Here is a 22556-nt window from a genome sequence, read left to right as displayed (position 1 = left end):
TCATCCCCCAATGGCGATACCCCCTTACCGACCCCATGATCGGTCCAGGCCAACCAATCGTGCAGGATAATCTCACCATGGGTTATTGCACCATCATTTCTACCGGAGGAACCATATCGAGCAAAACCAACTACGACGGGGTGCTCCGCCCCGCTTACAGCGGAACGGAGTTGACCGCACGCGTGGCCGTCGATGCCGACGTGGTAGACCTGATGGCTGTCGACAGCTCACAGCTAATACCGACCGATTGGGATCGGATTCGCGCTGCAGTGCACACAGCGACTCGGAACGGCGCCGGAGGCGTGGTTGTCACTCACGGGACCGACACCATGGAAGAGACCGCACTGTGGCTGGACCTCACTTACGAGGGGAACGTCCCAGTCGTCCTGACCGGTGCTATACACAGCGCCGACGCCCCCGACGCGGACGGCCCGAATAATCTGCGCGAAGCACTTGCGGTGGCAGCTAGTCCGGCCACCCGCGGCGCCGGCGTGCTGGTGTCTTTCGCCGGCCAAGTGCTACAACCATTAGGCCTATACAAGGCAACTACACAGGATCTGAGCGGCTTCGCCGGCGAGTTGCTGGGTACCAGCTCGAGTGGTGTGGTGCTGACCGCAGCCAAGACTCGCCTGTATCTCGGGGAGCTGTGCGCCGCCGCCGCACCACGAGTCGACATTGTCGCGGCATACCTGGGCAGTGACTCGGTGGCGCTGGACGCCTATGTGGCTGCCGGAGCGCGCGCCATCGTCCTGGAGGCGCTGGGTTCGGGCAATGCCGGGGCCGCGGTGGTCGATGGAGTACGCCGTCATTGCCGCAGTGGGATCGTGATAGCGGTGTCCACTCGGGTACCCGGCGGTCGTGTCACATCAGCATACGGCCCAGCTCACGACCTGGCAGAAGCCGGAGCTATACTGGTACCGCGGTTGCGGCCACCTCAGGCCCGGGTGCTGTTGATGGCTGCGCTAGCCGGAAAGCTACCAATCGCCGACGTTATCGAAAGGTGCAGCTGACGTACCCTCCTCATCCTTGACCCTCTATAGAAGTAATCTTATAGTTTGAGTTAGTCGAGGCTGTCCAACGAGTTAGTACCGTCGACATCGCAGGTGTTGACGGCGAACATCCCAGGGCTTGCCTCGGACTCCATCCGCAGTTCTCAAACCGCACGATAATCACGCCGCGACCCCGCACCCAGAACACAGCCGTACCGAGGGGGCGACGCTTGACGTCGTTCCCGATCTGCCAAGCCGCGCAATCGTACACGGATGACATGGCGTCTGGCAGGGGTGCGACAGAATCAACGGCCTCGAAACGGCGTCCCCTGACGCACATCACTTAACTCCGACAACTCCACGCTGCGAAGGCGGACGGTCCCGACTTGACGTGGATCCAGCAACAACCAACACGCCGTCCTGGGTCGTCGGGCAGGGCAACGTCACTGACCGAGTCGGTGTGCTCATCTCTGATTGCTTGAGGTTCACCATGACGATACGCGCGCCACAGCCGTTGCCCAGTAGGCAGCTGAGATGCATGGCTCGACCACCTCACACAACTGCTCCAGGCCGGTCAGATCGACCGTAAAGGTGGACCCGGAGTTGATCTGCCTTGCTTCGACACGTTCGGTGATCGGCCGGCCATCGATACCACGAGCTATCGGGTGCAGCACAAGCCTAATTGTCGCGCCCAGACTGTTGGCCGCTTCAGCGTCAGCTAGTGCAGTGAGCTGTCTGATCGTCTCGATGCCAAGCCGATGTAGTTTTTCCTCTGCGACCGGGCCGACGCTCCACAGCCGACGTATCGGCAACCCCTAAGCAGCTACTACTTATCGGCACGATAGACTACCCGAACGCCATCGGCGTTTCACCAGACCAAATGCAATTTTGGCAATCTGCTTTCCCGATTCGGAACCGACCGATGCGGTTAAGCCAGTCGCATCTAACACTCGTCGCCGCAGGCCCTCACAGAACACCTCAACATCGACGGCTGACACCCCGACAATGCCTAGGCAATTTGGCGAACGCCTCATCAAACGACAGTTACTCGACCACGGGCACCGCACTGTGGACTGCATCGATTACCCGTCAACTGGCCAGAGCGTACACCACACCATGCGGCGGCCAACACCGCGGCCACCCACATCGCCTACCAACGCCGGCCACCCCCGCAGGGTCAGCCGTGTGCACTACTCGACGGAGGGTGAAGAACGTACCTCTGTCCAGGTGCCGCACTGAACAGGGACTCCAGACTTACCAATAGTATAATAGTATTTTGGTGTAATGAACTTGGCTTAAAGTCTTTTGGGTATGCTTCTGACCCTCTGCCATAGGTTGTGCTGTAATTCGGACCACTGGGCCAAGGAAGTCGAAAGTCGGCTGTTGCTCTGTTGCACTCACCAACGTAGAACTCGGCGACTACACGCTCGAGATCAGACCAGATGACGGTGCATGTCTGCAAGTGCTGACCGACAGGACGCTAAAACTCACCGCCTTCGAGATCAATACGCGGATAGCCCAACGATTACAGGGCCTCTATGGCGACTATTGTAACATCATAAACGCAGACGACATCAATGCCAGATTGCAGGATGATGAGTGTAGCTAGGTAGTGTCGTTCACCAGGTTGCATCACGTTCCAACTGCGGATCTGCAGTATCGGCTGTTCGCAGAAGCCTTCCGGGTACTTCGTTCCATCGGTGTCTTCACCGACAGCAGTAGCGTGAGCGCGCTTCCCTTCCTTATTTTGCATTTTCGCGATGCCTACAATCCTGTCTTGCCGGAGTAGCTACAGGATCGATTACGCACAAAGCCATTTCATGACGTTGACGTTGACATCCGGAACGCAGCGCTGACACACGATTAAACCTTAGTGATACGCACACGCACACCGTCGCCGATACTCACCGAATCAGCCGACTCACCGAACTCGAAGCTAGTAGCCAGGATTTCACTAGCGATGAGATCACGATGGGTATGAGCCCAATCGACTCGCTCGACCGGCACCGACATCAACACCCGGATGCGATCGGAGACATCCAGCCCGGCTGACTTACGCAATTCCTGCAGTTCACGGATCCGGTCCTTAGCCCAGCCTTCGGCCTCCAGCTCGGGAGTCACCGTGCCGTCCAAAACAACGAGACCAGCCCCATCGGGCAGCTCCGCTGCGAATTCTGGGTCGGCGGCCACCAGTCGTGAGCTGTATTCGCTAGGCTGCAGCACAACTGGCCCGGCAGTCAAGGTGCCATCCAAGTTTACGACACCTTCTCCCGTTTTGACCGCCTTGATTGCGGCCTGCACATCCTTCCCCAACCGCGGTCCGGCCACTCGAGCGTTGACAGTGAACTCAAATCGGCCATAGCTACCAATCACGTCGGTCAGTTCCACCTGCTTGACGTTAAGCTCATCACCGATCAAGTCGATGTAGGGCTTTAGCAGCTGCGGGTTATTCATTACCACAACTATCTTCGGTAAAGGAAGACGTACCCTAAGCTTCTTAGCCTTGCGTAGCGACGACGCCGCCGAACACACTTCCCGAACCTGATCCATGGCGGCAACCAGGTCAGAGTCGGCGGGTAGTTCGTTGGTTTGCGGCCAGTCGGTCAGATGTACCGAACGTCCACCGGTGACACTGCGCCAAATAATCTCAGTGATCAGCGGAAGCAGTGGCGCAGCCAGCCTAGCTGTCACTTCCAGCACGGTGTGCAGGGTATCAATAGAATCAACGTCTTCGTTCCAGAACCGCGCACGTGACCTTCGCACATACCAATTCGTTAGTGCCTCGGTAAAATGGCGAAGCTGCTCGCAGGCTCCAGAGATATCACAGACCTCCATTGCCTGACTTAGGTTATCACGCAGTACCGCTAGCTTCGCAAGAATATAGCGGTCCAGCACATGCGACGAATCTGTGCGCCAAGTACCGACTTTCGGCGCGTAAAGGGCCAAAAAACTATAAGTATTCCACAGTGGCAGCAGTACTTGTCGCATACCTTCGCGGATTCCTGGTTCGGTGACGATCAAGTTGCCACCGCGCAGGATCGGCGAGGCCATCAAAAACCACCGCATGGCATCAGAACCGTCGCGATCAAAAACCTCAGTGACGTCCGGGTAGTTGCGCAACGACTTACTCATCTTCTGACCGTCGGCACCTAGCACGATCCCATGTACCACACAGGATTTAAATGCTGGACGATCAAAGAGTGCGGCAGCAAGTACATGTAGCGTATAGAACCAACCGCGGGTCTGACCAATGTATTCGACGATGAAATCGCCAGGGTAGTGCGCATCGACCTGCTTGTTAGAGTCGGCGCAATCAATCCCGTCGAACCAGTCATTATTTTCAAACGGGTAGTGCACCTGGGCATAAGGCATGGAACCCGAATCAAACCACACATCGAACACGTCCGGAATCCGTCGCATGGCACTAAAGCCGGTGGGGTCATCGGGGTTGGGTCGGGTAAGCTCGTCGATGTAGGGGCGATGAAGATTCGTGGGACGCACCCCGAAATCGCGCTCCAGCTCGTCTAGACTCCCATATACATCAATACGCGGATAGGCTGGATCGTCGGACTTCCAGACCGGAATCGGCGTGCCCCAGTAGCGGTTTCGCGAGATAGACCAATCGCGTGCACCCTGCAACCACTTACCGAACTGTCCGTCCTTGACGTGCTCAGGATACCAGGTGATCTGTTGGTTCAGTTCCACCATACGGTCACGCAATTCCGTCACCGTAACAAACCATGATGACACCGCGCGGTAGATCAACGGATTGCGGCATCGCCAGCAGTGCGGGTAGGGGTGTTCATAAGTTTCGTGACGAAGCAACACCGCGCCATTCACCGCCGCCGGACCACTACAGTTCTTCAGATCACGGATGATCTGGGCAGTGGCCTCAAAGACGTGTTGGCCCTGGTAATCGGGCACGGTGGCATCGAAGCGACCATTAGCATCGACCGGTGTGACCGGAACGATTCCGATCTTGTCGGCGGTCGCCATGTCGTCTTCACCGTAGGCAGGCGCCATGTGGACGATGCCGGTACCGTCATCCGTGGTCACGAAGTCGCCTGGGAGCACCTGAAATGCGTTTCTAGCTGGCTCGTAGAAATACGGGAACGGCGGCAGGTAGTGCCTACCTAGCAAGTCGGCACCACGATAGGTGCCAAACACCTCGGGCTCGTCACCCAGCTCTCGCGCATAGGCGGCCAACCGTTTCTGTGCCAACACGAAACGACGATCGCCCGCCCTAACTTCGACGTAGGTTACGTCTGGATGGACGGCAACCGCTAGGTTCGACGGTAACGTCCAGGGCGTCGTCGTCCAGATTAAAAGGTAAGCACCAACTAGGTCCTCATCGTCACCACCCACCACCTTGAAGCCCACTGTGACCGCTGGGTCCTGGCGGCTTTGATAGACGTCGTTGTCCATCTTCAGTTCGTGGTTCGATAGCGGGGTTTCATCGCGCCAACAGTACGGCAACACCCGATAACCTTCGTAGACCAAGCCCTTGTCCCATAACTGTTTGAACACCCAAAGCACCGACTCCATGTAAGACAGATCGAGTGTCTTGTAGTCATTATCGAAGTCGACCCAGCGCGCCTGACGAGTCACATACGCCTGCCATTCGTCCATGTAGCGCAACACTGATTCGCGACATGCCTCGTTGAACGCGGCAATGCCCATGGCGTCGATCTGGGACTTGTCAGTGATACCCAGCTGTCGCTCGACTTCGAGTTCAGCGGGCAGCCCGTGCGTATCCCAACCAAAGCGACGCTCCACCTTATAGCCGCACATGGTGCGGTAACGCGGCACGATGTCCTTCACGTAGCCGGTGAGCAGGTGCCCATAATGCGGCAAACCATTGGCGAAGGGAGGACCGTCATAGAACACATATTCGGGGGCGTGGTCACGGCGGGCGATACTGGACCGAAAGGTGTCATCTTTAGACCAATAATCGAGAACCTGGGCTTCTAGCGCGGGAAAATCTGGGGACCCGCCACGCTGGCCGGCGCCCAGATCAGTGCGCGGGTAGGCGCTGTCAGTCATCCGTCTCCTATGCCATTTATGCAAGTAGACACGGGGACGACGACGCGCTAGGTGCGCGAGCGCCGCGGTACCACCCCGCTTGCCGCACGCTAGACGCACGGCCACTCATTCGAGGCTGTGACGGGCCCACCCGTTCGGTTCTACTGGGCTTCTACTAGGACGTAGCGCTATTCTTCCGAAGGCTAACCGGTGATGGCCGGATCAAGGCCGTTAACGACGATTCTACTGGTTCACGCGGATTATGGCACTGCCGCCGCGAGGAAGCGAAATCAGGAAAAGTTAAATGCTACTGAAAAGTGAATCCAACAACCATGAATCGTCTAGGCGCAGTTCAGTCTTAGCTAACGAACGTCACTCATTAAACACACGACACATAGGGCGGCGGTACGGACGCCTGCAGCGACGGGGTGGGTCGCGCTTTCTATGTTCCACCACTGTAAGATGAGGGGAGGACAGTACACACAACAGTATCTGCCATATTCTGCGCGGTAACGGCCGATGTATGGCCATCAGCTGGTCGCTAGCAGCGGCCAGCTTCAAGTGCTATCGCAGAAGTGGTAGCGTGATGCAAAGATGATCCCGACAACTGTGTGAGCATGGATAAGGGATAACAGTTCGAATTTTACTTCCTGACTGTATGCACCAATCGCAACCATTTGAAGTTGCGATGACGGTGTATCCGTCGAAGGAATAACAATCGCGGAGCGATTTGGAGGAAAAGTTGTCAGCGTAGGGAAAGCTGAGGTTGCGCCACTCCAGGAATGGATGCCGCAACCAGGTTCGCTCCCGTGTCCTAGCAACCGTCCCTCGCCACGATCGATAAAACCAACCAAGCACCGGTCAACACAGTGCTAGTCAGCTACACGCAAACCCACCGACTTCGTAACTACCGTTCATATGCCGCCCGTGGTCTGGAAATGTCAAGAATGCTTATTCCGTCTGAGACATGCCCTGTAGCTGCGATATCCGCACCAGGACGCACATCATCAATGCGCACCTGCGTCGCCACGACATTTACCGCAGTTGGTTCAAACATACTGCTACCAGCTACAATACGATCAGTTTGCTATACATATAACATCACGCGGGGCGAAGTTAGGCAGAAACAAGCACCACGCTGACGTTACTAGTAGAAGGGGTCGACCTGACTTCGATACCGCTCTGTACGAGCATCGCAAGGACCAGCGCAAAAAAATAATGTTATCAGGTCATCTATGGTGTTCGAAAACACGACCGTCTTTCCAAATCTAAAGAAAACATCACCGAACACCAGCCTCCGATAAGCACTTCAGGGTTCCAGAAGCTGCCCTGTGAGCACTTCGCGCATGGAACCTGCTAGCAGTACGGTCTCCCCTATGCAATTATTCTTCCTTTCAACTGTGCGGGTACCGATGAGCAACTGGGCTATCAAGGGGACGTGAAACTCCAATCGGCAACGTTAAACTCACGATCAGTGACGTCGTACCTGACTTGATTCAGTAGGGTGGTGGAGGGCTAAGACGCACTACACATCCTTGGGGATAGCACGCAGGTACGCCACTACACTTAAACTTAATAGCACCAAACTGGCCTGTAGAATCCGCACGTGCTGGAACACCCAACCGCCCTCAACGGAGACTTCAACCCTTCCACTTTGGAGGCCACGACCAAGAGTTGCAATCTGCCATTTGGGGTGTACTCATCCATCACTTTTCCAGACATGGGTCAGACGCAGGGATACGTATTGTGGACCTTAGGATACGGCTACGACGAGTTCCGGAATCAGGTTAGTGCGACTCGCCCCATCGGTGTCGATCTGAACCCCGACAGTGCCGACATGCTCGAGCCTGGGGTCGAATTCTACGAGGTCCCAACCGACTATCTTCGCCTCCTTGAGGACTGCTCGGTGGATGTGGTTTTCACCAGCAACTTGCTGGAGCATCTGCAAAAGCAAAGTAGATGTTAAACCTGTGATAATCGAAGCCTGGTGGGTGATCAAACCAAGTAGGCGCTTCATCACAACAGTGTTCAATATTCACTTCCTCCCCGGCAACTATTAGAACTTCTGGCACTATGCAGTACCCATCAGCGATCGTTCCCGCATTCAGCTACCGGCGTCCCAGTAGTTCACGGTCGTGGAAAATTACGACCGTTTCCTGTCGTACACGTCGCACTCGTAACCCGATCCTGGTGCGCTCGTGTCTGCGACTCAGGACAGTGTCACCGATCTTCGGCAGGCAGTTCGTGATCCGTTCCCGCAAATCACGACCACCGCCGAAGACTAGGGTAACGAGCGTCTGGTGAGTGTGGTCATTCCTGTCTTCCCACGAGGGCGAGAATATACGAGTCTACATAAGGAGAATAACTGAAGCGTTGGCGAAAACATCCTAAGAATTGTTCATGTGCTACGATTCCGATGAAAACAATACGCTACCGGCACCTGCGGTCATACCCGACCGGCAGGCTACAGTGCGGCTGGTTCGGAATTCGCTGGGCAAGAGAGCGGCAAATGCTCTGATTGCCGGCTTCGTGGCTGCCCGTGGCGATGTCATCATCAGCACTATGGTCGACCCCCTTTTGACTCATCACCGGTAATTCCATTGGTGGAGAACAAGATTCGAGAAGGATACAACGTAGTCAGCGGGACGCGACATATGCTTGGCAGCATACAGGACGGAAGTCTTCGCTTGAAAGGGCTGATGTCGTGGACAGCCGAACTTAGCTTACTTAGCTTACACTACCTAGGGTATGTCGATCCACGACACCACCACGCGCACAGCCACTAATCCCTTGACAAGGTTCGGGTGGAAAGCATGCGTGGGTTCGAGGTGGCACTAGAGCTCACAACGAAGGCGTATATGCTGGGTTTTCGAACCGGCGATGTCCCCAGCGGCTAGCATGACCACGTAGCCGGTACAATCAAAGTCAAACCTGGTCAACTAGCTACGTACTTTCGCTGGTACGGAGAGGCTAATATGGCGAACGATGTTGCGTTGGAACGGTAAGCGGATTGACAACGCTCGGAGCCTTGTTGGCTGCACGACGACACAGACGTGACAGCATGCGACTGATCTGAGTACGAAAAATTATGTCGGCAAAGCAAGTTAGGCTCCTAGTTCGCACCGGTACGCTTGGACAACTATCGATCCAGAAATTAAAAAGCTGCTGGCCCAAGAAACGATACCGTAACCCACCAACTGGGCTACGAACGCCACTGGACCACGGACAAACCTAGTCTGGGATGCCGTCGCAAATCGTTCCTCCATGACGATGCGGTCCAACAGTTCATCCTTGATGGTGCCACGCAAACCTGACAAGCCAGCGTGGTTTTTCATCACCTCACGGACAGTTATCACTATCTTGTCATTGGCCCCAAACGCCGGCCAATGCTTGGCCACCACAACATCGTACTCTATCAACCTCCGGTCAACGAGCCGGTGAATGACGATGACAGCCAAGCCCTTGGTCACGGAGAACACCATCAGAATGGTGTAAGCCATCTACAGCATCTAGCCACGCTAATCCATACGTCAACGAACGATTAGCCGTCAAGATACACGGTCAGGGCCCTCGCCAAATTGACACCCGGGGAACAAGGCAGCAAAACTACGAACGACTCAAGAAAAGTTTGAACCCACTGTGCCGAAGATAGGATGATCAGCTTCAAGGGCGTCATTATACGGCGATCAACTCGGGCTTCCACTCTCACGCTTATGAATTTATGGCGATTTCACATCAGCCATAGGTAAACAATGATTAATTTGCCTTTCTGTTAAATATGTTGCTGCGTGCAGGATTTGTTGGGCAGCCATCACCGGAGTCAGCTCCCCTACCCGTACCTGACGTTCCACCTCGGCACGAATCTCACGCACCGAGGGATTAAACAAAACCTGGTCTAGGACTGCATCGTATACTATCTGCCAGGTCCATTCAACTTGCTGGGCCTGCCTGCGGTTCTCGAACTCTCCGACGGCGGTAAGCACCTGACGATGACGTTCGACCGCTTCCCACATCTGGATCAGACCGGTCCCCTCAGTCGCACTCATCGTGAGAACCGGTGTTTTCCATAGTTTTTCGTTCGGATAGATCAATTGCAACGCCGAAGACACGTCTCGGGCAGCGACCCGCGCCTCGCGCAGATGCTCCCCGTCAGCCTTGTTAACCACCACCACATCGGCCAGCTCCAGCACGCCTTTTTTGATGCCCTGCAACTGATCGCCGGTACGCGCCAAAGTCAACACAACAAAGGTATCTACCATACTAGCCACCGCTACCTCGGACTGTCCGATGCCGACGGTTTCAATCAGGATCACGTCAAAACCAGCCGCCTCCAACAGGACCACTGTTTCCCGAGTGGACTTCGCCACTCCGCCCAGCGTGCCCGACGTGGGTGACGGTCGGATATAGGCGTCCGGATGCACCGCTAGCCGTGCCATTCGGGTCTTGTCGCCAAGGATGGATCCGCCCGTACGGGTCGATGACGGGTCGACTGCTAGCACCGCCACTCGATGGCCTCGTTCGATTAGATGCATGCCGAGCGCCTCGATGGTGGTGGACTTTCCCACCCCGGGCACTCCGGTTATACCCACCCGATGGGTGTTTTCGGAGTCTGGCTGTAACGCCAACAGCAGCTGCTGTGCCTGCTCACGATGATCGACGCGGGTGGACTCCACTAACGTGATAGCCCGCGGTAGTGCGGCGCGATCACCGCTACGAACAGCAGCGGCTAGCCCATCCACGCCACGATCCCCCGCCATCTAGATGAAAGTGTACCCCAACTGCTCAGCGAGCTTATGCAGCAAACCAATTGCGGCATCGGCGATCACTGTCCCAGGCGGGAAGATGGCAGTGGCACCAGCAGCGTACAACTCGCCGAAGTCACCGGGTGGGATCACACCACCCACCACGATCATGATGTCGGGCCGGCCCACGTCGACAAGTGCGTCTCGAAGTGCGGGTACCAGTGTCAGGTGACCGGCAGCCAGCGACGACACACCGATCACATGTACGTCGTTGTCGGCCGCTTGGCGAGCGACCTCTTCGGGTGTGGAGAACAGTGATCCGACATCGACGTCAAATCCGATATCAGCGAAGGCCGTCGCGATAACCTTCTGCCCACGGTCGTGACCGTCCTGACCCATCTTGGCCACCAGAATCCTGGGCCGGCGACCATCAGCCTCGGCGAACTTTTTGACTAGTTCTGTGGCGCTTGCGATATCGGTGACCTTCCCAGCTTCTCTCACTTCCTGGCGGTAGACCCCGGTGATGATACGGATCTCCGCCTGGTGACGCCCGTATACCTTTTCCAGCGCGTCGGAGATCTCACCGACGGTGGCTTTGACCCGGGCTGCGTTGATAGCAAGTGCCAGCAAATTATCACCGGCACCGCCGTGGGTCTCAGCGGCACGAGACAGCGCAGCCAGCGCGGTGTCGACCGCCGACTGGTCCCGATGCGCCCGCAGCTGTTGCAGTTTGGCCACTTGTTCGGCACGCACCCGGCTGTTCTCGACCTTGAGTACCTCGATTTCGTGATCCTCGTCGACTTGATACTTATTGACTCCGATCACCGGCTGGCGCCCGGAGTCGATGCGGGCCTGGGTACGCGCAGCCGCCTCCTCGATACGCAGCTTGGGGATGCCGCCACTGATGGCCGCAGCCATCCCACCGTACTTGGCAACCTCGGCGATATGAACACGAGCACGGGCAGCCAGTTGATGGGTCAGCCACTCCACGTAGTAAGAACCCCCCCACGGGTCGATCGGCTGCGTGGTACCCGACTCCTGCTGCAGTACCAACTGAGTATTGCGGGCGATCCGGGCGGAAAAATCGGTGGGCAGTGCCAACGCCTCGTCCAACGCGTTGGTGTGTAATGACTGGGTATGGCCCTGTGTTGCGGCCATCGCCTCAATACAGGTGCGGGCAACGTTGTTGAACGGGTCCTGGGCGGTCAACGACCATCCGGAGGTTTGTGAGTGGGTACGCAATGACCTGGATTTTGGATTTTGGGGGCCGAATTCGGCGACCAGTTCACTCCATAACAGTCGGCCGGCACGCAGTTTGGCGATTTCCATGAAGAAGTTCATCCCGATGCCCCAAAAGAAGGACAACCGCGGTGCGAAAGTGTCGATGTCCAGTCCGGCATCGAGGCCCGCCTTGATGTAGTCGACGCCATCGGCCAAAGTGTATGCTAGTTCCAAATCCGCTGTGGCACCAGCTTCTTGGATATGATAGCCGGAGATCGAGATAGAGTTAAATTTCGGCATCTTGGCGCTGGTGTAGGCGAAGATATCGGAGATGATCCGCATCGACGGTTTCGGAGGATAGATATAGGTGTTGCGGACCATGAACTCTTTGAGGATGTCATTTTGGATAGTGCCGGTCAGTTTCTCTGGCGGCACACCCTGCTCCTCAGCGGCTATCACATACAGTGCCAGGACCGGCAGCACAGCACCGTTCATTGTCATCGATACTGACACTGCCGAGAGGTCTATGCCATCGAACAATTGCCGCATGTCGAGGATGGAATCGATTGCTACGCCGGCCATTCCAACATCACCTTGGACGCGGTGATGATCGGAATCATACCCGCGGTGAGTCGCCAGGTCGAAGGCCACCGACAGGCCCTTCTGACCGGCAGCCAGGTTGCGACGGTAAAATGCGTTGGAATCCGCGGCGGTGGAAAACCCAGCGTATTGACGGATTGTCCACGGCTGGCTGACATACATCGTCGGATAAGGCCCGCGCAGGTAAGGCGGCTCGCCAGGGAAACTATGCAACGGGTAGCCGGCCGCCTCGGCAGCGACGCGGTCGGCAGCGATGTAAACCGGTTTCACATCGATACCTTCCGGTGTATGCCAGTACAGTTGATCAGGTGTGTACCTGTGTGTTGACGCGGCTGCGATTACATGCTTTTCGACCGCCGCTTCCGACGGCGGCTGCACGTCACGATTGCCGTACAGAGGGATATCGGCGAAACTGCCGATCAGAGAAATAGTTTCGCTATCCGGCTGCCTGACGACGTCATGCACAGTCATCGTGGTTACGCCCCCAATCGGGTGAGCAGATTTGAAAGGGCATCGACCGCATTAATTTTCGCGTTCAGGTACTCATCGGGTCGACGCTTTGCGTCGTCGATGTCACCCAGTACTTTCTCCGATCCAGCCAGATAGATGCGCGATACTCCGGAGCGACGCGCCGCCTCCACCACGTCTACAGCCTCGTCCCGATAACGCAAGTCGGTGCCACAGACAATCGCTACCAGCAACGACCCGGCCTTGAAACCGGCCTGCGTCACGGCTCGTACGACACCCCGTGCGTCCACTGATCCCGGATTGATCGCCACTATGCCGCCCGATGCTAGCAGATTCGTTGCGAATGTAACCCGAAGATTGTTCTCTGCCAACGGTCCCAGCGGCAGCAACAGCACCTGCGGACGTACACCGGTGCGGGCTAGGTAAGCATCCGAACGATCCCGCAACGTTTCAAACTCAGCAGCGTAGCGCACCAGGTTGCCCGCAGTAATCGCCGAAGCAAGCGAACCACCTTGTGGCAAAGCAGGTTCAGCTAGATTCGGATATTCGTTGACACCGGTGACCGTGGTGCGACGATGCGCGATATCGTCAGTGCGACGTGTAGCCGTTTCGTTGATCTGGTCGGCAAGGTAGCTACCGGCGTCAACGAACCCACCGTAGGTTTCGATAGCCTGAAAATGCTGCCAGGCTTGCTGAGCCAGCTGTTCGGTGAGGTCCTCGACGAACCAAGACCCTCCAGCCGGATCCAACACCCGGCCGATGTGCGACTCTTCCAACAGCAGTAGCTGGGTGTTGCGGGCGATCCGGCGCGCGAAGCTAGCTGTCATACCAGGAAAGCCACCGGGAATCGCCACATCGAACGGGAACACCAGAACGGTGTCGGCACCACCAACCCCCGCGCCAAACGCGGCCAACGTACCGCGCAGCATGTTCACCCACGGATCGCGCTGGGTCATCATCGGCAGCGACGTTTCCGCGTGCACGACTGTCGCGCCACCTTCAGGGTCCCCCACCACCTCCGCTACACGCGCCCACAGTTGACGCATGGCTCGCATCTTGGCTATACTTAGAAATTGGTTGTCATCGGCAGCGAGGCGAAAGCTGATTTGCCGTAGAGCCTGGCTAATTGGTATCCCCGATTCGGCGAGTAGCCGAAGGTAGGATACTGCTGCCGCAATCACAGCGGATAGCTCCCACGTCACGCTGGCCCCCAGATTATGGAAGGCAGGCCCATCGACAGTAATCGCCCGCACTCCGCGGTCGCTGGCGACTCGCACCGCGACTGCAGTTACCTGCTCGATCGATGGGGATAGACGACCGCTAAATGACGCGGTCAGCGGGTCGGCTCCCAGATCAATCGATAAAGTTGCGCGCCGACTCGAATCCAGCTGGGCCACCAGGGCCAGCACGGCATCGCAGGCTTCGAGGTAGTCGACGCCCGCGTCGAGAATCACCGGGACCAAGTCCACGTACACACCAAGTAGCAGGCTGTCAAGCTGCCCGGACGCTACCCCGGACTTTCCCACCCGGATTCGCAACGCACTGACTCCGTCTGCGAGCGCAGCCAGTACTGCCGCGTTGCCGGTCTCGACCTCGTCGGCAGCCACGACTGCGGCTGCCGGGTCGACCGGAAACACTTCGGCGACCTTCCAGCCAGAATTGACATCGCGTAACGCGTCGCCGCCGCGTCGGTAAGGCCACTCTCCCGGCAGTGGTGGTTCCGACAGCTCGTCGAAAGCGGTGTACAATGGCCGGATAGCGAACCCATCGTAGGTCGCAGTGTCTAGCAGCCGCTCGGGCGCGTCTCCCAACATGGCGGGGTCGCTGTTCCGGATACTCTTGGAGAGCACACCAGCTACCGCTCTGCGCCACCGTCCGCGAATCTGCTCCAATTCGGCGAGTTCCGGTACATCTACGGACACTGACCGCTCCTAATTTCCCAATAATTAGCAAGCCCTTAATCCAGGGCTTCGAGGATGCCACTTGCTAATCAGGCTAATTGATCGCGATAGTCGTCAAGCGCTGAGGTGAAGCACATTGTAGCAAGTCGACGGCTAAACGCCAACCATGAAAAACAACTTATTCATACTGCACCCCGTAGCCTGAGGAGGCGTGACGGAGTCGCCACCTGCAAAACCACCAGCAAACCGCGCAGTTTTGCCTTTACGCTGAGCGCGGTCGAGCGTCAAGCGTCCTCACCGCGGACCACCACAACCGTGGTTGGAATCATAATTACGATTGTGGTGGCGATACGGGTTCCGGTGCCCACTGCGGCACAGTTACACAAATGGGCGACATCGCTGAGCCCATGGTTTCCGCTGACATTTCGGATCGCACACACGTTATTACGGTGATGCCCGTCCCCACACAACGTTCACCTTGGCTGCCGAGCTGCTGTTTGACCCAGTCGTTGGTGTGCTAATTGCGGTGCTGGCGGCGCTGCTGGTCCGAACCGCCGGGTCACTAGAATCGCCTGATTCCATACCAAACGGCCGGCAGGGTGAACGAACACCTACGGGAGCACAGACTGGTTGGCCGTACCGTCACCGCGGTTGATTCCTGTCGTGCCGTTTCCAGCGATCAACTATACTGCCGGCGCGCGTCCGCCGTGCGAGTGCCCGCCCTACGCATTGACCAGACTGGACAGAAGGAATCACATTAAAATACGCAAGGATCTATGTTGACCGAAACCACAGTCGTCGACAAAAACCTCTTCAACAACTCTTAGTTACAGCCTAGTTATTACCGGAATTTCTTCTCTTTGCTTCATTTACATGACAGTTCCTGATCAGTATACGAGTCTTGGTTGCAGCTCTCGTCATAGTGAGCACGGTAACATTTTCATGTGGCAACACATATTCAATTTCCACTTGCACTATGCTGGTACTCGCCATGTCCGTGCTTGTTCTATTGGCGGTGGGATCTGACTACAACTTGCTCGTGGTCTCACGGTTCAAACAGGAAATGAGCACCAGGCTCAACACGGCCATCATCCGCACGATAGACGGCATCAGCACAGTCGTGACATCCGCGGACCTCGTATTTGCCGCTATAATGGCGTGCATGACCGTCAGCAACCTGCGAATCATCGGTCAGCTAAGCACCGCTATCGTCCCGGGCCTACTACTTCGACACCTTAATCGTTCGTTCATGCTGCCCTCCACCGCTGCCCTACCGGGACGTTGGTTCTGGCGCTCCCTGAGATTACAACAGCCAGCCAGCCGGCATCTGATCCCCGAGCCCGACCAACCTCCTCTGTCCTGATCGCCTGCTGTTGTTGCCGACATAATCATGCATACCCTTGCGTTTAAAGATGACGATCGTCGACGTCATCGTTAATCAGAAGCCGGCCACAATGGCATCAACGGCACACTCAAGCGAAAAAATCTGTCACCAGCAGTAAAGTTCTCCTTAGTGGTCCCGGCTGGGATCGAACCAGCGACCTTCCGCGTGTGAAGCGGACGCTCTTCCACTGAGCCACGGGACCAACACCGAGAGGCGAACGACGTCGAAGACTAGCATGAGCCAAAAACCCGCAGCATACTCCATGTGCTTACCACCTGGCAGTGCGATAACCTGGACACACACCACACTGAAGAAAAGATTTGTGTGCGCCCGCTCACGTGGACTATCGTCGTGCTTCACACCGGACGACGATCTCGTCGGTTGCGCGCGGATGTAGCGCAGTTGGTAGCGCATCACCTTGCCAAGGTGAGGGTCGCGGGTTCGAATCCCGTCATCCGCTCGAAGGTACAAGTGGCATCAACCCCTGCGGTGGAGTGGCCGAGTGGTGAGGCAACGGCCTGCAAAGCCGTGTACACGGGTTCGATTCCCGTCTCCACCTCTAGACTCACCCCTTTAGCGCGATTAGCTCAGCGGGAGAGCACTTCCCTGACACGGAAGAGGTCACTGGTTCAATCCCAGTATCGCGCACCAGATTTTATGCAGTGTGATGGCATCATCTAGATCAGCTAGCCAAATCCTATGTAATAATAAATGAATAAGCGTGTAATTTGTCGGATTCATTGTTGTGGTGACACACAGCCAGCTAAACCCCAGAATTTTTCATACATCGTTGACATGGGCGACAGATAGTGAGGAGCGACCGCACTCGGTGAAGCCCTAACGACATTTAACATTTAAACAGTATAGGCTCAACCTCAGTTTGATCACCGTAACTGGGGTTATCGGGAACTTGTTAAGTAGTCCCATCTCGAAGTGGATCCAGGAAGGCTTTCGGAGCACGGTACCATTCTTGTTGACAAGGACTCCAGAAGTCGCTATTGACGGTGACGCCGATCATCACGTCGTTGGGGGTCTTTGAAGCCTTCGTCGAGAATTTCACCAAGAACGTCATGAAAATTAATTAGGGAAATATTTGACGATAAATGTGTCCTAGCTTTAAAGGCGCAGGTCCATGACCTGCTGGCATCTGAAGAGCAAAAGTTCGACAGTATACCGGTCTATGAATGCCACAGCACAGAAGACACCCACCATCGTTCGCTACGAAGATGTACTGGACTCAGCGGGCAAGTTCCAGGCCTAATCAATGAGGAATTTTCAAAGACATCAGATGATGCGGCACGTGTAGGCACACAATTCCAGTATCGCTGATACTAAGTTCCAAATGCGTCAAGCAAATTAAAATATTATAGCTTCAAGATTGAGTATACTCATCTCCATCGACTACGGCCTAGCGGGACACTGGATACTGGCAACAACTACCTACGGTAGTATTAATCGCGAATTAGCACCAAGCGCAACGCGCCCATCGGCACCGGTAGTTTAAACAACCCGACTGTCGAGACGTTCCGGAACTTCTACGACTAACATCGCATTGCCTAAACATGATGTTGTCGGCGACAACTGAATTTTGACCCGCTTCCTGGAGGCCCTTGGCTTCGGATGAGCCAGGGAGGAAGCGAGTGTCGAGCATGGATGACGAGGCAAAGATCCGGTGGTTGCTCCGGTCGAAGCAGTTGTCGATTTCTGAGGTTGCGCGGGTGGTAGGGATAGCGCGCAATACCGTGAAGGCGGCGTTAGTCAGTGCTCGGCTACTGAGAATATCAGCGAGTTCAGTGGTCAATGCGGTCGAGTCGCGGATCCGGGAGTTGCTCACGACCTATTCGAGTAGGCCGTTGAATGGCTCGCAGAACGGGCTCGTTCAGAGACGTGGAACTATGAGGAGTTCCTGGCGTCATGTCTGCAGCGCAAAGTCTCCGCCCGTGAGTCCCACAGCGGTAAGAGAAAGATTCAGACTGCCCAGTTTCCATTGCGTAAGTCATTCAAGGAATCGACCACGCCTGCGGCCTCAAATACGACACCATCGCTTCACTTGAGCACCTTGGTGGTTTCGTCACCGCTAAGGACAATACCGGATTCCTGGGGCCGCCTGGAACCAGAAAGACCCGTCTGGCGACCGGCATCGTAATCCGGGCGCGCCAGGCTGGACGCCGGGTCTTGTTCGCCACCGCCAGCCACGACAGCATCCTGCAAGCCAAGCTCGTCCACTTGGCCCGTTACCCACTGCTCGTGACCGACAAGGTTGGTTACATCCAGTTGAGCCTTAAGTCGCCGACCTATTCTTCCAGTTGGTGTCTTCCCACTACGAGCTCGCCGGTTTCATCGTTACCTCGAACAAACCCTTCGGCCGGTTGTGTGAAGTTTTCGGTGACTAGGTAGTCGCCGCTACCATGATCGAACGCTTCGTCCACCACGCCAAGGGTATCGCACTCAAAAAAAGACAACTACCGCATCAAAAACCAAGATCTTGGCCGCATCTCTAACGTAACGACCTACGAACAATGAACCCGGCTGGTCCAAATTCACTCGCCGACAAATGACCAGAATTCAGTTGCCGTTGACAGATGCCTCTGCAGCGTGATGATCACCTCTGTATTCCTAATTCAAAGTTCTATTCGGAGTGATCACCACCAGCGGCGCAAGATGATGACTGTTCGTTGGTAGGACACATCGAGGTTCAACAACTCTGAATCTGGTTCTTCATGATTGAGGGTGGCGTTGAGGTCTGAATCCGCCGGTTTTCAGTAGTGATCGGGCGCGATGTAGTGAGTGAGATTGCGCAAGCCGAGGGCGGAGCGGTGTAGGTATTCGAGGTGGCCGTTGATCGCTTCGGTAGGGCCGTTGTAGGTGCCAGGATGATCGAAACAGGCCAGGATATCGGCTACTCGTTTCTATCCAGGTCAACTCGAGGGTGATCTCTTCCTGCAGAGCGTTTAGGACGCTATTGCTGAGCGTGTTGATCAGCGCCAATATCATTGTGCGGCCTTGCGCTTGGTTGGGTTCGTGGTAGACAGCGACGGTTCGCTAAGAGATCGACCAGACGACCTCGACCTCAACATGGGCATTGCTGGTGAACAGAGCGTGAAACTGACTCGCTTACTTGTCGGTAAGCAGATCGGCTCCAGTATGTAGAGTCTGCCGCGAGACGTAGAGCGAATCAATCTTGCGGCCCCGATGCCCGCAGATGTCCAGCTACACGCGACGTCGGCACTCATCGAAGGCGTTGCCGGCCAAACTGACCACATGGAACGAGTCCATCACCGCCACCAACTCGGGTAGCTCTTCAGCAATAGCAGTTTTGAACCAGCTAAATCCTTCCCTGGCAACAACTTCCGCACCATAGCTCGACTTTTGTGGCCGGCAAGCCAACCACTGTTGGAAGGCCTGTTTGGGGTATCCTTCGATGATATAGAGCAGCCGCGCCGACCTAGTACCCGGCGCAACCTTCAGCGGGACAACCCGTCCAGCGGTTCGGCGGCCTTACATGTGTCTTGACACCACACATGAGCGCAGCTGGCACACCGATAGCGACGGACAGAGACCGCCAAGATGATGGGCCGCTACCCAAACGGCTCATAGGCAAGTTGCCGGGCGCAGTGTCACACACAGCGTCTTGCGCTCCACAGCAGCAACACCAGCGGTCCTTGGCGGTGACGTTACAGGCCAATACCGCACGATCGGAATCCATGCACTGAGCTGTCACCTCCAACTCGAACTCATCAAAGAGGCAGAAAATGGCCAGATAAACGCAGACTAAGCTCACACCACCGGTAACGTCATACCGACCTGCACCACACCCGCAACTGCGACAATCCCTTAAACAACGTACATGGAATTTTGAAAATATTTACGCTACTTAATATTTCCAAGATATGACAAATTATTGTGGTCGCAGTGGGGTTGTTCTAAGCGATCCCACTTAAGGTGCAGGTGTTTTAGATGACTGGTCACGGTCGACCCGCAAAATGATGCAATCAACGGTAGAATTTGACGGTGCGTCACAGTCAAAGGCGATTGGTGGTGATCTCGCTGAAAGGAGCGCTGCTGGTGGCAAGCTTGGACAAACCCGGCTCTGACCCTGGTGTCGACTGCTGTGACACCCAGTCGCCTCAGGCGATTCCCGATAGTGGGATCGGTGAGATCGTAATCACCTCACGGGGCCTCGACGAATACCGGGCGATGTTCGCGCTGTCCGTCGCTGATCTAGACGCCACGATTTTGGACTGCCCCGGTGGTGCATCCAGCGCCACGGCTGAAATCAACACTGCCGGCGGTCATTCAATGGCCGCCGATCCCCTGTATGGTCGCCAACTTGCGGCCACAGACCTGGCGTTGTTTATCCAAGCCGAAACTGATCGTGGAAATGCATACGTCCGTGACCATCCCGATGAGTATCGGTGGACTTTCTTTCGTAGCCCGGAGCATCACCATCAGTCGCGAAGCCAGGCAGGTCGATTATTTGTCCGCGATTACCATGCCTACCCGAATAACTATGTGGCCGCCGAATTGCCTCGTCTACCTTTTGCCACTCACACTTTCGACCTTGTGCTTAGTTCACACTTGCTGTTCACTTACGCCGACCGACTCTCGCCGGCTTTTCACCACCAAGCCATTAACGAACTTATGCGTGTCACCCGAACAGAGCTAAGAATTTTCCCGCTGGTGGCGATGGGGTCCATCCGTTATGACCTCGACAACCTGCTGGGCGGGTTGCGCGCCGACGGTGTACACGGCGAAGTTATCGCTGTTGACTACGAATTTCAAGCGGGGGGCAACCAAATGCTTGTCTGCACTCGCGTCGATACGGCCACTTGAACTACGTAAGTTGCCGGTGGCGGCTAGCATGGACACTTCCCGTGCCGACGCGGTCACGCTTGGTTCACTAGGCGGCAGGTCACTGGATTACATGCGTCTGCTGCAGCGCGCACGTGGCGTAGAACCAAGCCATTCCTCAGTATGCCTTTGACCGCAGGTATTTAGCAAGTTTTTCGATGCTGTCCGGGGTTCTTGACCCTATCTATGAATGCGACGTAGGAGAGGGTAACGAAATTGTCCTCCCGGATCGCGGTGGTTGAGGCTATAACGGTTGCATACGTAGTTGCGTAATTTTTACTGCTGGAGTGTTCTCCGGCACGAATCCTTCGTCGACGAGGGTGATCACCTGCGGATCATGTTGCACTGCAGCCTCCTATGACGTGGTCACCCACGAGTCGTACAGTCCCACGAAGATATTGTCGTCGTCTGCGACGTCACCCATGGTGAACGGGGTGGGTGGCACGTTATTGAAGACGAACACTCGCACCCGCTTTGAGGGTATTTGTGCACAAATCTTAGCGACACGATCCCGATGCTGGGCTAGTAGTTTCGTGACGCGGTCCGCGACGCTGAAGACCGTTTCCAGATTCGTAAGGTCGGTGTAGAGGGCATCCGGCGGTGGCATGATCCTGCAGTACGTTCCGTCCTGCTGTTGACACGCTGCGGTCAGCTGATATAACGCACTGTCAATACTATATGATATAATCGGGTGGTACGCCGACAGATTCGTTGAGTCCTATAGTTCCAGCCGGCGAACGTAAGGTCTGGATCTGCGTTCTGGGGTATCTCGCGTGTGAACCCAGAGCCAAGCGACCGAATGTGGTCGAGATCGCTGCGACAGGGCGAAGCCTGATAGGCGACGTGTTTGTCGTCGTAGGTGGTGTGGCCGACCATCCGATCGTAGAACCCGAATAGCAACTCGGTGGTCACTGTGTCGTTGGTGATCACGCGGTTCGGTGGTGACGGCACTGTCAGTGGCGTGCCGCAGCTCGTCACCGTTGTTTCTCGGGCATTAGTTGGCAACGCAGCTTCCCGCATCGTCGCACTGCAGCTGGATGTTGGGCATCGCCACTGTCAACAGGGCTAGGAGTCGCCTCATGCCCATTTCTTTTCGTCGAAGATCAGGGGAGTGCTAAACTACGTCTGCGCGCACATCAAACCAGCGACGCAGCGTGTCGACGGTCAAAACCTCGCGTGGTGTGCTGGAGCACAAGATCTCGCCTGTGATGAGGATGATGTGGATGCGGTCGCAGAATTGTCCTGCGAGGTTCAGGTCATGCAGGATTGTGGCAACGGTCATGTTGAGGTCGAACACCGTGCGGAGCACGGTCAGTTGGTGTCCGCACGTTGAGGTGGCTGGTGAGCTTGTCAAGCGCAAGGCACGCGCGATTCCTGT

At 56.1% G+C, this 22556-nt stretch carries 12 protein-coding genes, 4 tRNA genes and 3 pseudogenes; 9 read left to right on the top strand and 10 right to left on the bottom strand.

Going from position 1 to position 22556, the window contains the following annotated elements; genetic code table 11:
• The first annotated feature begins 77 nt into the window (after positions 1-77).
• Complete coding sequence (locus MUBE_RS01355; protein WP_116539298.1) at positions 78-1010, top strand: asparaginase; 933 nt, start codon at positions 78-80, stop codon at positions 1008-1010.
• A gap of 296 nt (positions 1011-1306) precedes the next feature.
• Here MUBE_RS01355 and MUBE_RS19650 read toward each other — a convergent pair.
• A pseudogene (locus MUBE_RS19650) lies at positions 1307-2225 on the bottom strand (Y-family DNA polymerase); the annotation flags it as partial.
• Between the two features lie 627 nt (positions 2226-2852).
• On the bottom strand, positions 2853-6032 hold the full coding sequence (ileS, locus tag MUBE_RS01340) for an isoleucine--tRNA ligase (RefSeq protein ID WP_116539173.1): 3180 nt from the start codon (positions 6030-6032) through the stop codon (positions 2853-2855).
• A 1585-nt stretch (positions 6033-7617) separates the two neighbouring features.
• On the opposite strand from ileS, the gene MUBE_RS16575 reads away from it, so the two are divergent.
• The gene (locus MUBE_RS16575; protein ID WP_243632714.1) at positions 7618-7977 is read left to right on the top strand and encodes a class I SAM-dependent methyltransferase; all 360 of its coding nucleotides are present in this window, start codon (positions 7618-7620) and stop codon (positions 7975-7977) included.
• Between the two features lie 1138 nt (positions 7978-9115).
• Here MUBE_RS16575 and MUBE_RS01330 read toward each other — a convergent pair.
• From MUBE_RS01330 to mutA, 4 genes are all read right to left on the bottom strand, one after another.
• Positions 9116-9511: a serine hydrolase domain-containing protein gene (locus MUBE_RS01330; protein ID WP_116539172.1), complete on the bottom strand. Its 396-nt coding sequence runs from the start codon at positions 9509-9511 to the stop codon at positions 9116-9118.
• Between the two features lie 219 nt (positions 9512-9730).
• Positions 9731-10768: a methylmalonyl Co-A mutase-associated GTPase MeaB gene (gene meaB, locus MUBE_RS01325; protein ID WP_116539171.1), complete on the bottom strand. Its 1038-nt coding sequence runs from the start codon at positions 10766-10768 to the stop codon at positions 9731-9733.
• Positions 10769-13045: a methylmalonyl-CoA mutase gene (gene scpA, locus MUBE_RS01320; protein WP_116539170.1), complete on the bottom strand. Its 2277-nt coding sequence runs from the start codon at positions 13043-13045 to the stop codon at positions 10769-10771.
• Positions 13046-13050: 5 nt separating this feature from the next.
• The gene (gene mutA, locus MUBE_RS01315) at positions 13051-14964 is read right to left on the bottom strand and encodes a methylmalonyl-CoA mutase small subunit (RefSeq protein WP_116539169.1); all 1914 of its coding nucleotides are present in this window, start codon (positions 14962-14964) and stop codon (positions 13051-13053) included.
• Positions 14965-15826: 862 nt separating this feature from the next.
• On the opposite strand from mutA, the gene MUBE_RS19645 reads away from it, so the two are divergent.
• On the top strand, positions 15827-16306 hold the full coding sequence (locus tag MUBE_RS19645) for an MMPL family transporter (protein ID WP_116539168.1): 480 nt from the start codon (positions 15827-15829) through the stop codon (positions 16304-16306).
• A gap of 151 nt (positions 16307-16457) precedes the next feature.
• Here MUBE_RS19645 and MUBE_RS01305 read toward each other — a convergent pair.
• A tRNA-Val gene (locus MUBE_RS01305) sits at positions 16458-16529 on the bottom strand.
• A 185-nt stretch (positions 16530-16714) separates the two neighbouring features.
• Here MUBE_RS01305 and MUBE_RS01300 point away from each other — a divergent pair.
• The 4 genes and pseudogenes from MUBE_RS01300 to MUBE_RS01285 all read left to right on the top strand — a co-directional run.
• Positions 16715-16787: transfer RNA gene (locus MUBE_RS01300), tRNA-Gly, on the top strand.
• 28 nt (positions 16788-16815) lie between these two features.
• Positions 16816-16886, top strand: a tRNA-Cys gene (locus MUBE_RS01295).
• A gap of 17 nt (positions 16887-16903) precedes the next feature.
• Positions 16904-16978: transfer RNA gene (locus MUBE_RS01290), tRNA-Val, on the top strand.
• Positions 16979-18176: 1198 nt separating this feature from the next.
• A pseudogene (locus MUBE_RS01285) lies at positions 18177-18850 on the top strand (ATP-binding protein); the annotation flags it as partial.
• Between the two features lie 195 nt (positions 18851-19045).
• On the opposite strand, the pseudogene MUBE_RS01280 reads toward MUBE_RS01285, so the two are convergent.
• Positions 19046-20108 (bottom strand): annotated as a pseudogene (locus tag MUBE_RS01280) (transposase).
• A 284-nt stretch (positions 20109-20392) separates the two neighbouring features.
• Between MUBE_RS01280 and MUBE_RS01275 the strand changes: the two are divergent.
• Positions 20393-21160: a hypothetical protein gene (locus MUBE_RS01275; RefSeq protein WP_424399005.1), complete on the top strand. Its 768-nt coding sequence runs from the start codon at positions 20393-20395 to the stop codon at positions 21158-21160.
• A 373-nt stretch (positions 21161-21533) separates the two neighbouring features.
• On the opposite strand, the gene MUBE_RS01270 is transcribed toward MUBE_RS01275, so the two are convergent.
• Positions 21534-21785 (bottom strand): TroA family protein, encoded by a 252-nt coding sequence (locus tag MUBE_RS01270; RefSeq protein ID WP_116539167.1) that lies wholly within the window; start codon positions 21783-21785, stop codon positions 21534-21536.
• Between the two features lie 297 nt (positions 21786-22082).
• Here MUBE_RS01270 and MUBE_RS15330 point away from each other — a divergent pair, with 297 nt between their 5' ends.
• Entirely contained in the window at positions 22083-22247 is a 165-nt protein-coding gene (locus tag MUBE_RS15330; protein ID WP_165849622.1) for a hypothetical protein, read from the top strand.
• A 45-nt stretch (positions 22248-22292) separates the two neighbouring features.
• On the opposite strand, the gene MUBE_RS01260 is transcribed toward MUBE_RS15330, so the two are convergent.
• Complete coding sequence (locus tag MUBE_RS01260) at positions 22293-22487, bottom strand: ATP-binding cassette domain-containing protein (RefSeq protein ID WP_116539165.1); 195 nt, start codon at positions 22485-22487, stop codon at positions 22293-22295.
• Between the last annotated feature and the right edge of the window lie 69 nt (positions 22488-22556).

The organism is Mycobacterium uberis, assembly GCF_003408705.1.
In the GTDB taxonomy this organism is placed as follows: Bacteria; Actinomycetota; Actinomycetes; order Mycobacteriales; family Mycobacteriaceae; genus Mycobacterium; species Mycobacterium uberis.
Note: the sequence above shows the minus strand (reverse complement) of the source record. Positions and strands in the feature narration are given on the sequence as shown.

Excerpts from the sequence above, each read along its gene's own strand:
- MUBE_RS01270 (WP_116539167.1), bottom strand. The coding sequence starts at position 21,785 with ATGCCACCGCCGGATGCCCTCTACACCGACCTTACGAATCTGGAAACG.
- meaB (WP_116539171.1), bottom strand. The coding sequence starts at position 10,768 with ATGGCGGGGGATCGTGGCGTGGATGGGCTAGCCGCTGCTGTTCGTAGC.
- MUBE_RS01355 (WP_116539298.1), top strand. The coding sequence starts at position 78 with ATGGGTTATTGCACCATCATTTCTACCGGAGGAACCATATCGAGCAAA.
- scpA (WP_116539170.1), bottom strand. The coding sequence starts at position 13,045 with ATGACTGTGCATGACGTCGTCAGGCAGCCGGATAGCGAAACTATTTCT.
- ileS (WP_116539173.1), bottom strand. The coding sequence starts at position 6,032 with ATGACTGACAGCGCCTACCCGCGCACTGATCTGGGCGCCGGCCAGCGT.
- MUBE_RS01330 (WP_116539172.1), bottom strand. The coding sequence starts at position 9,511 with ATGGCTTACACCATTCTGATGGTGTTCTCCGTGACCAAGGGCTTGGCT.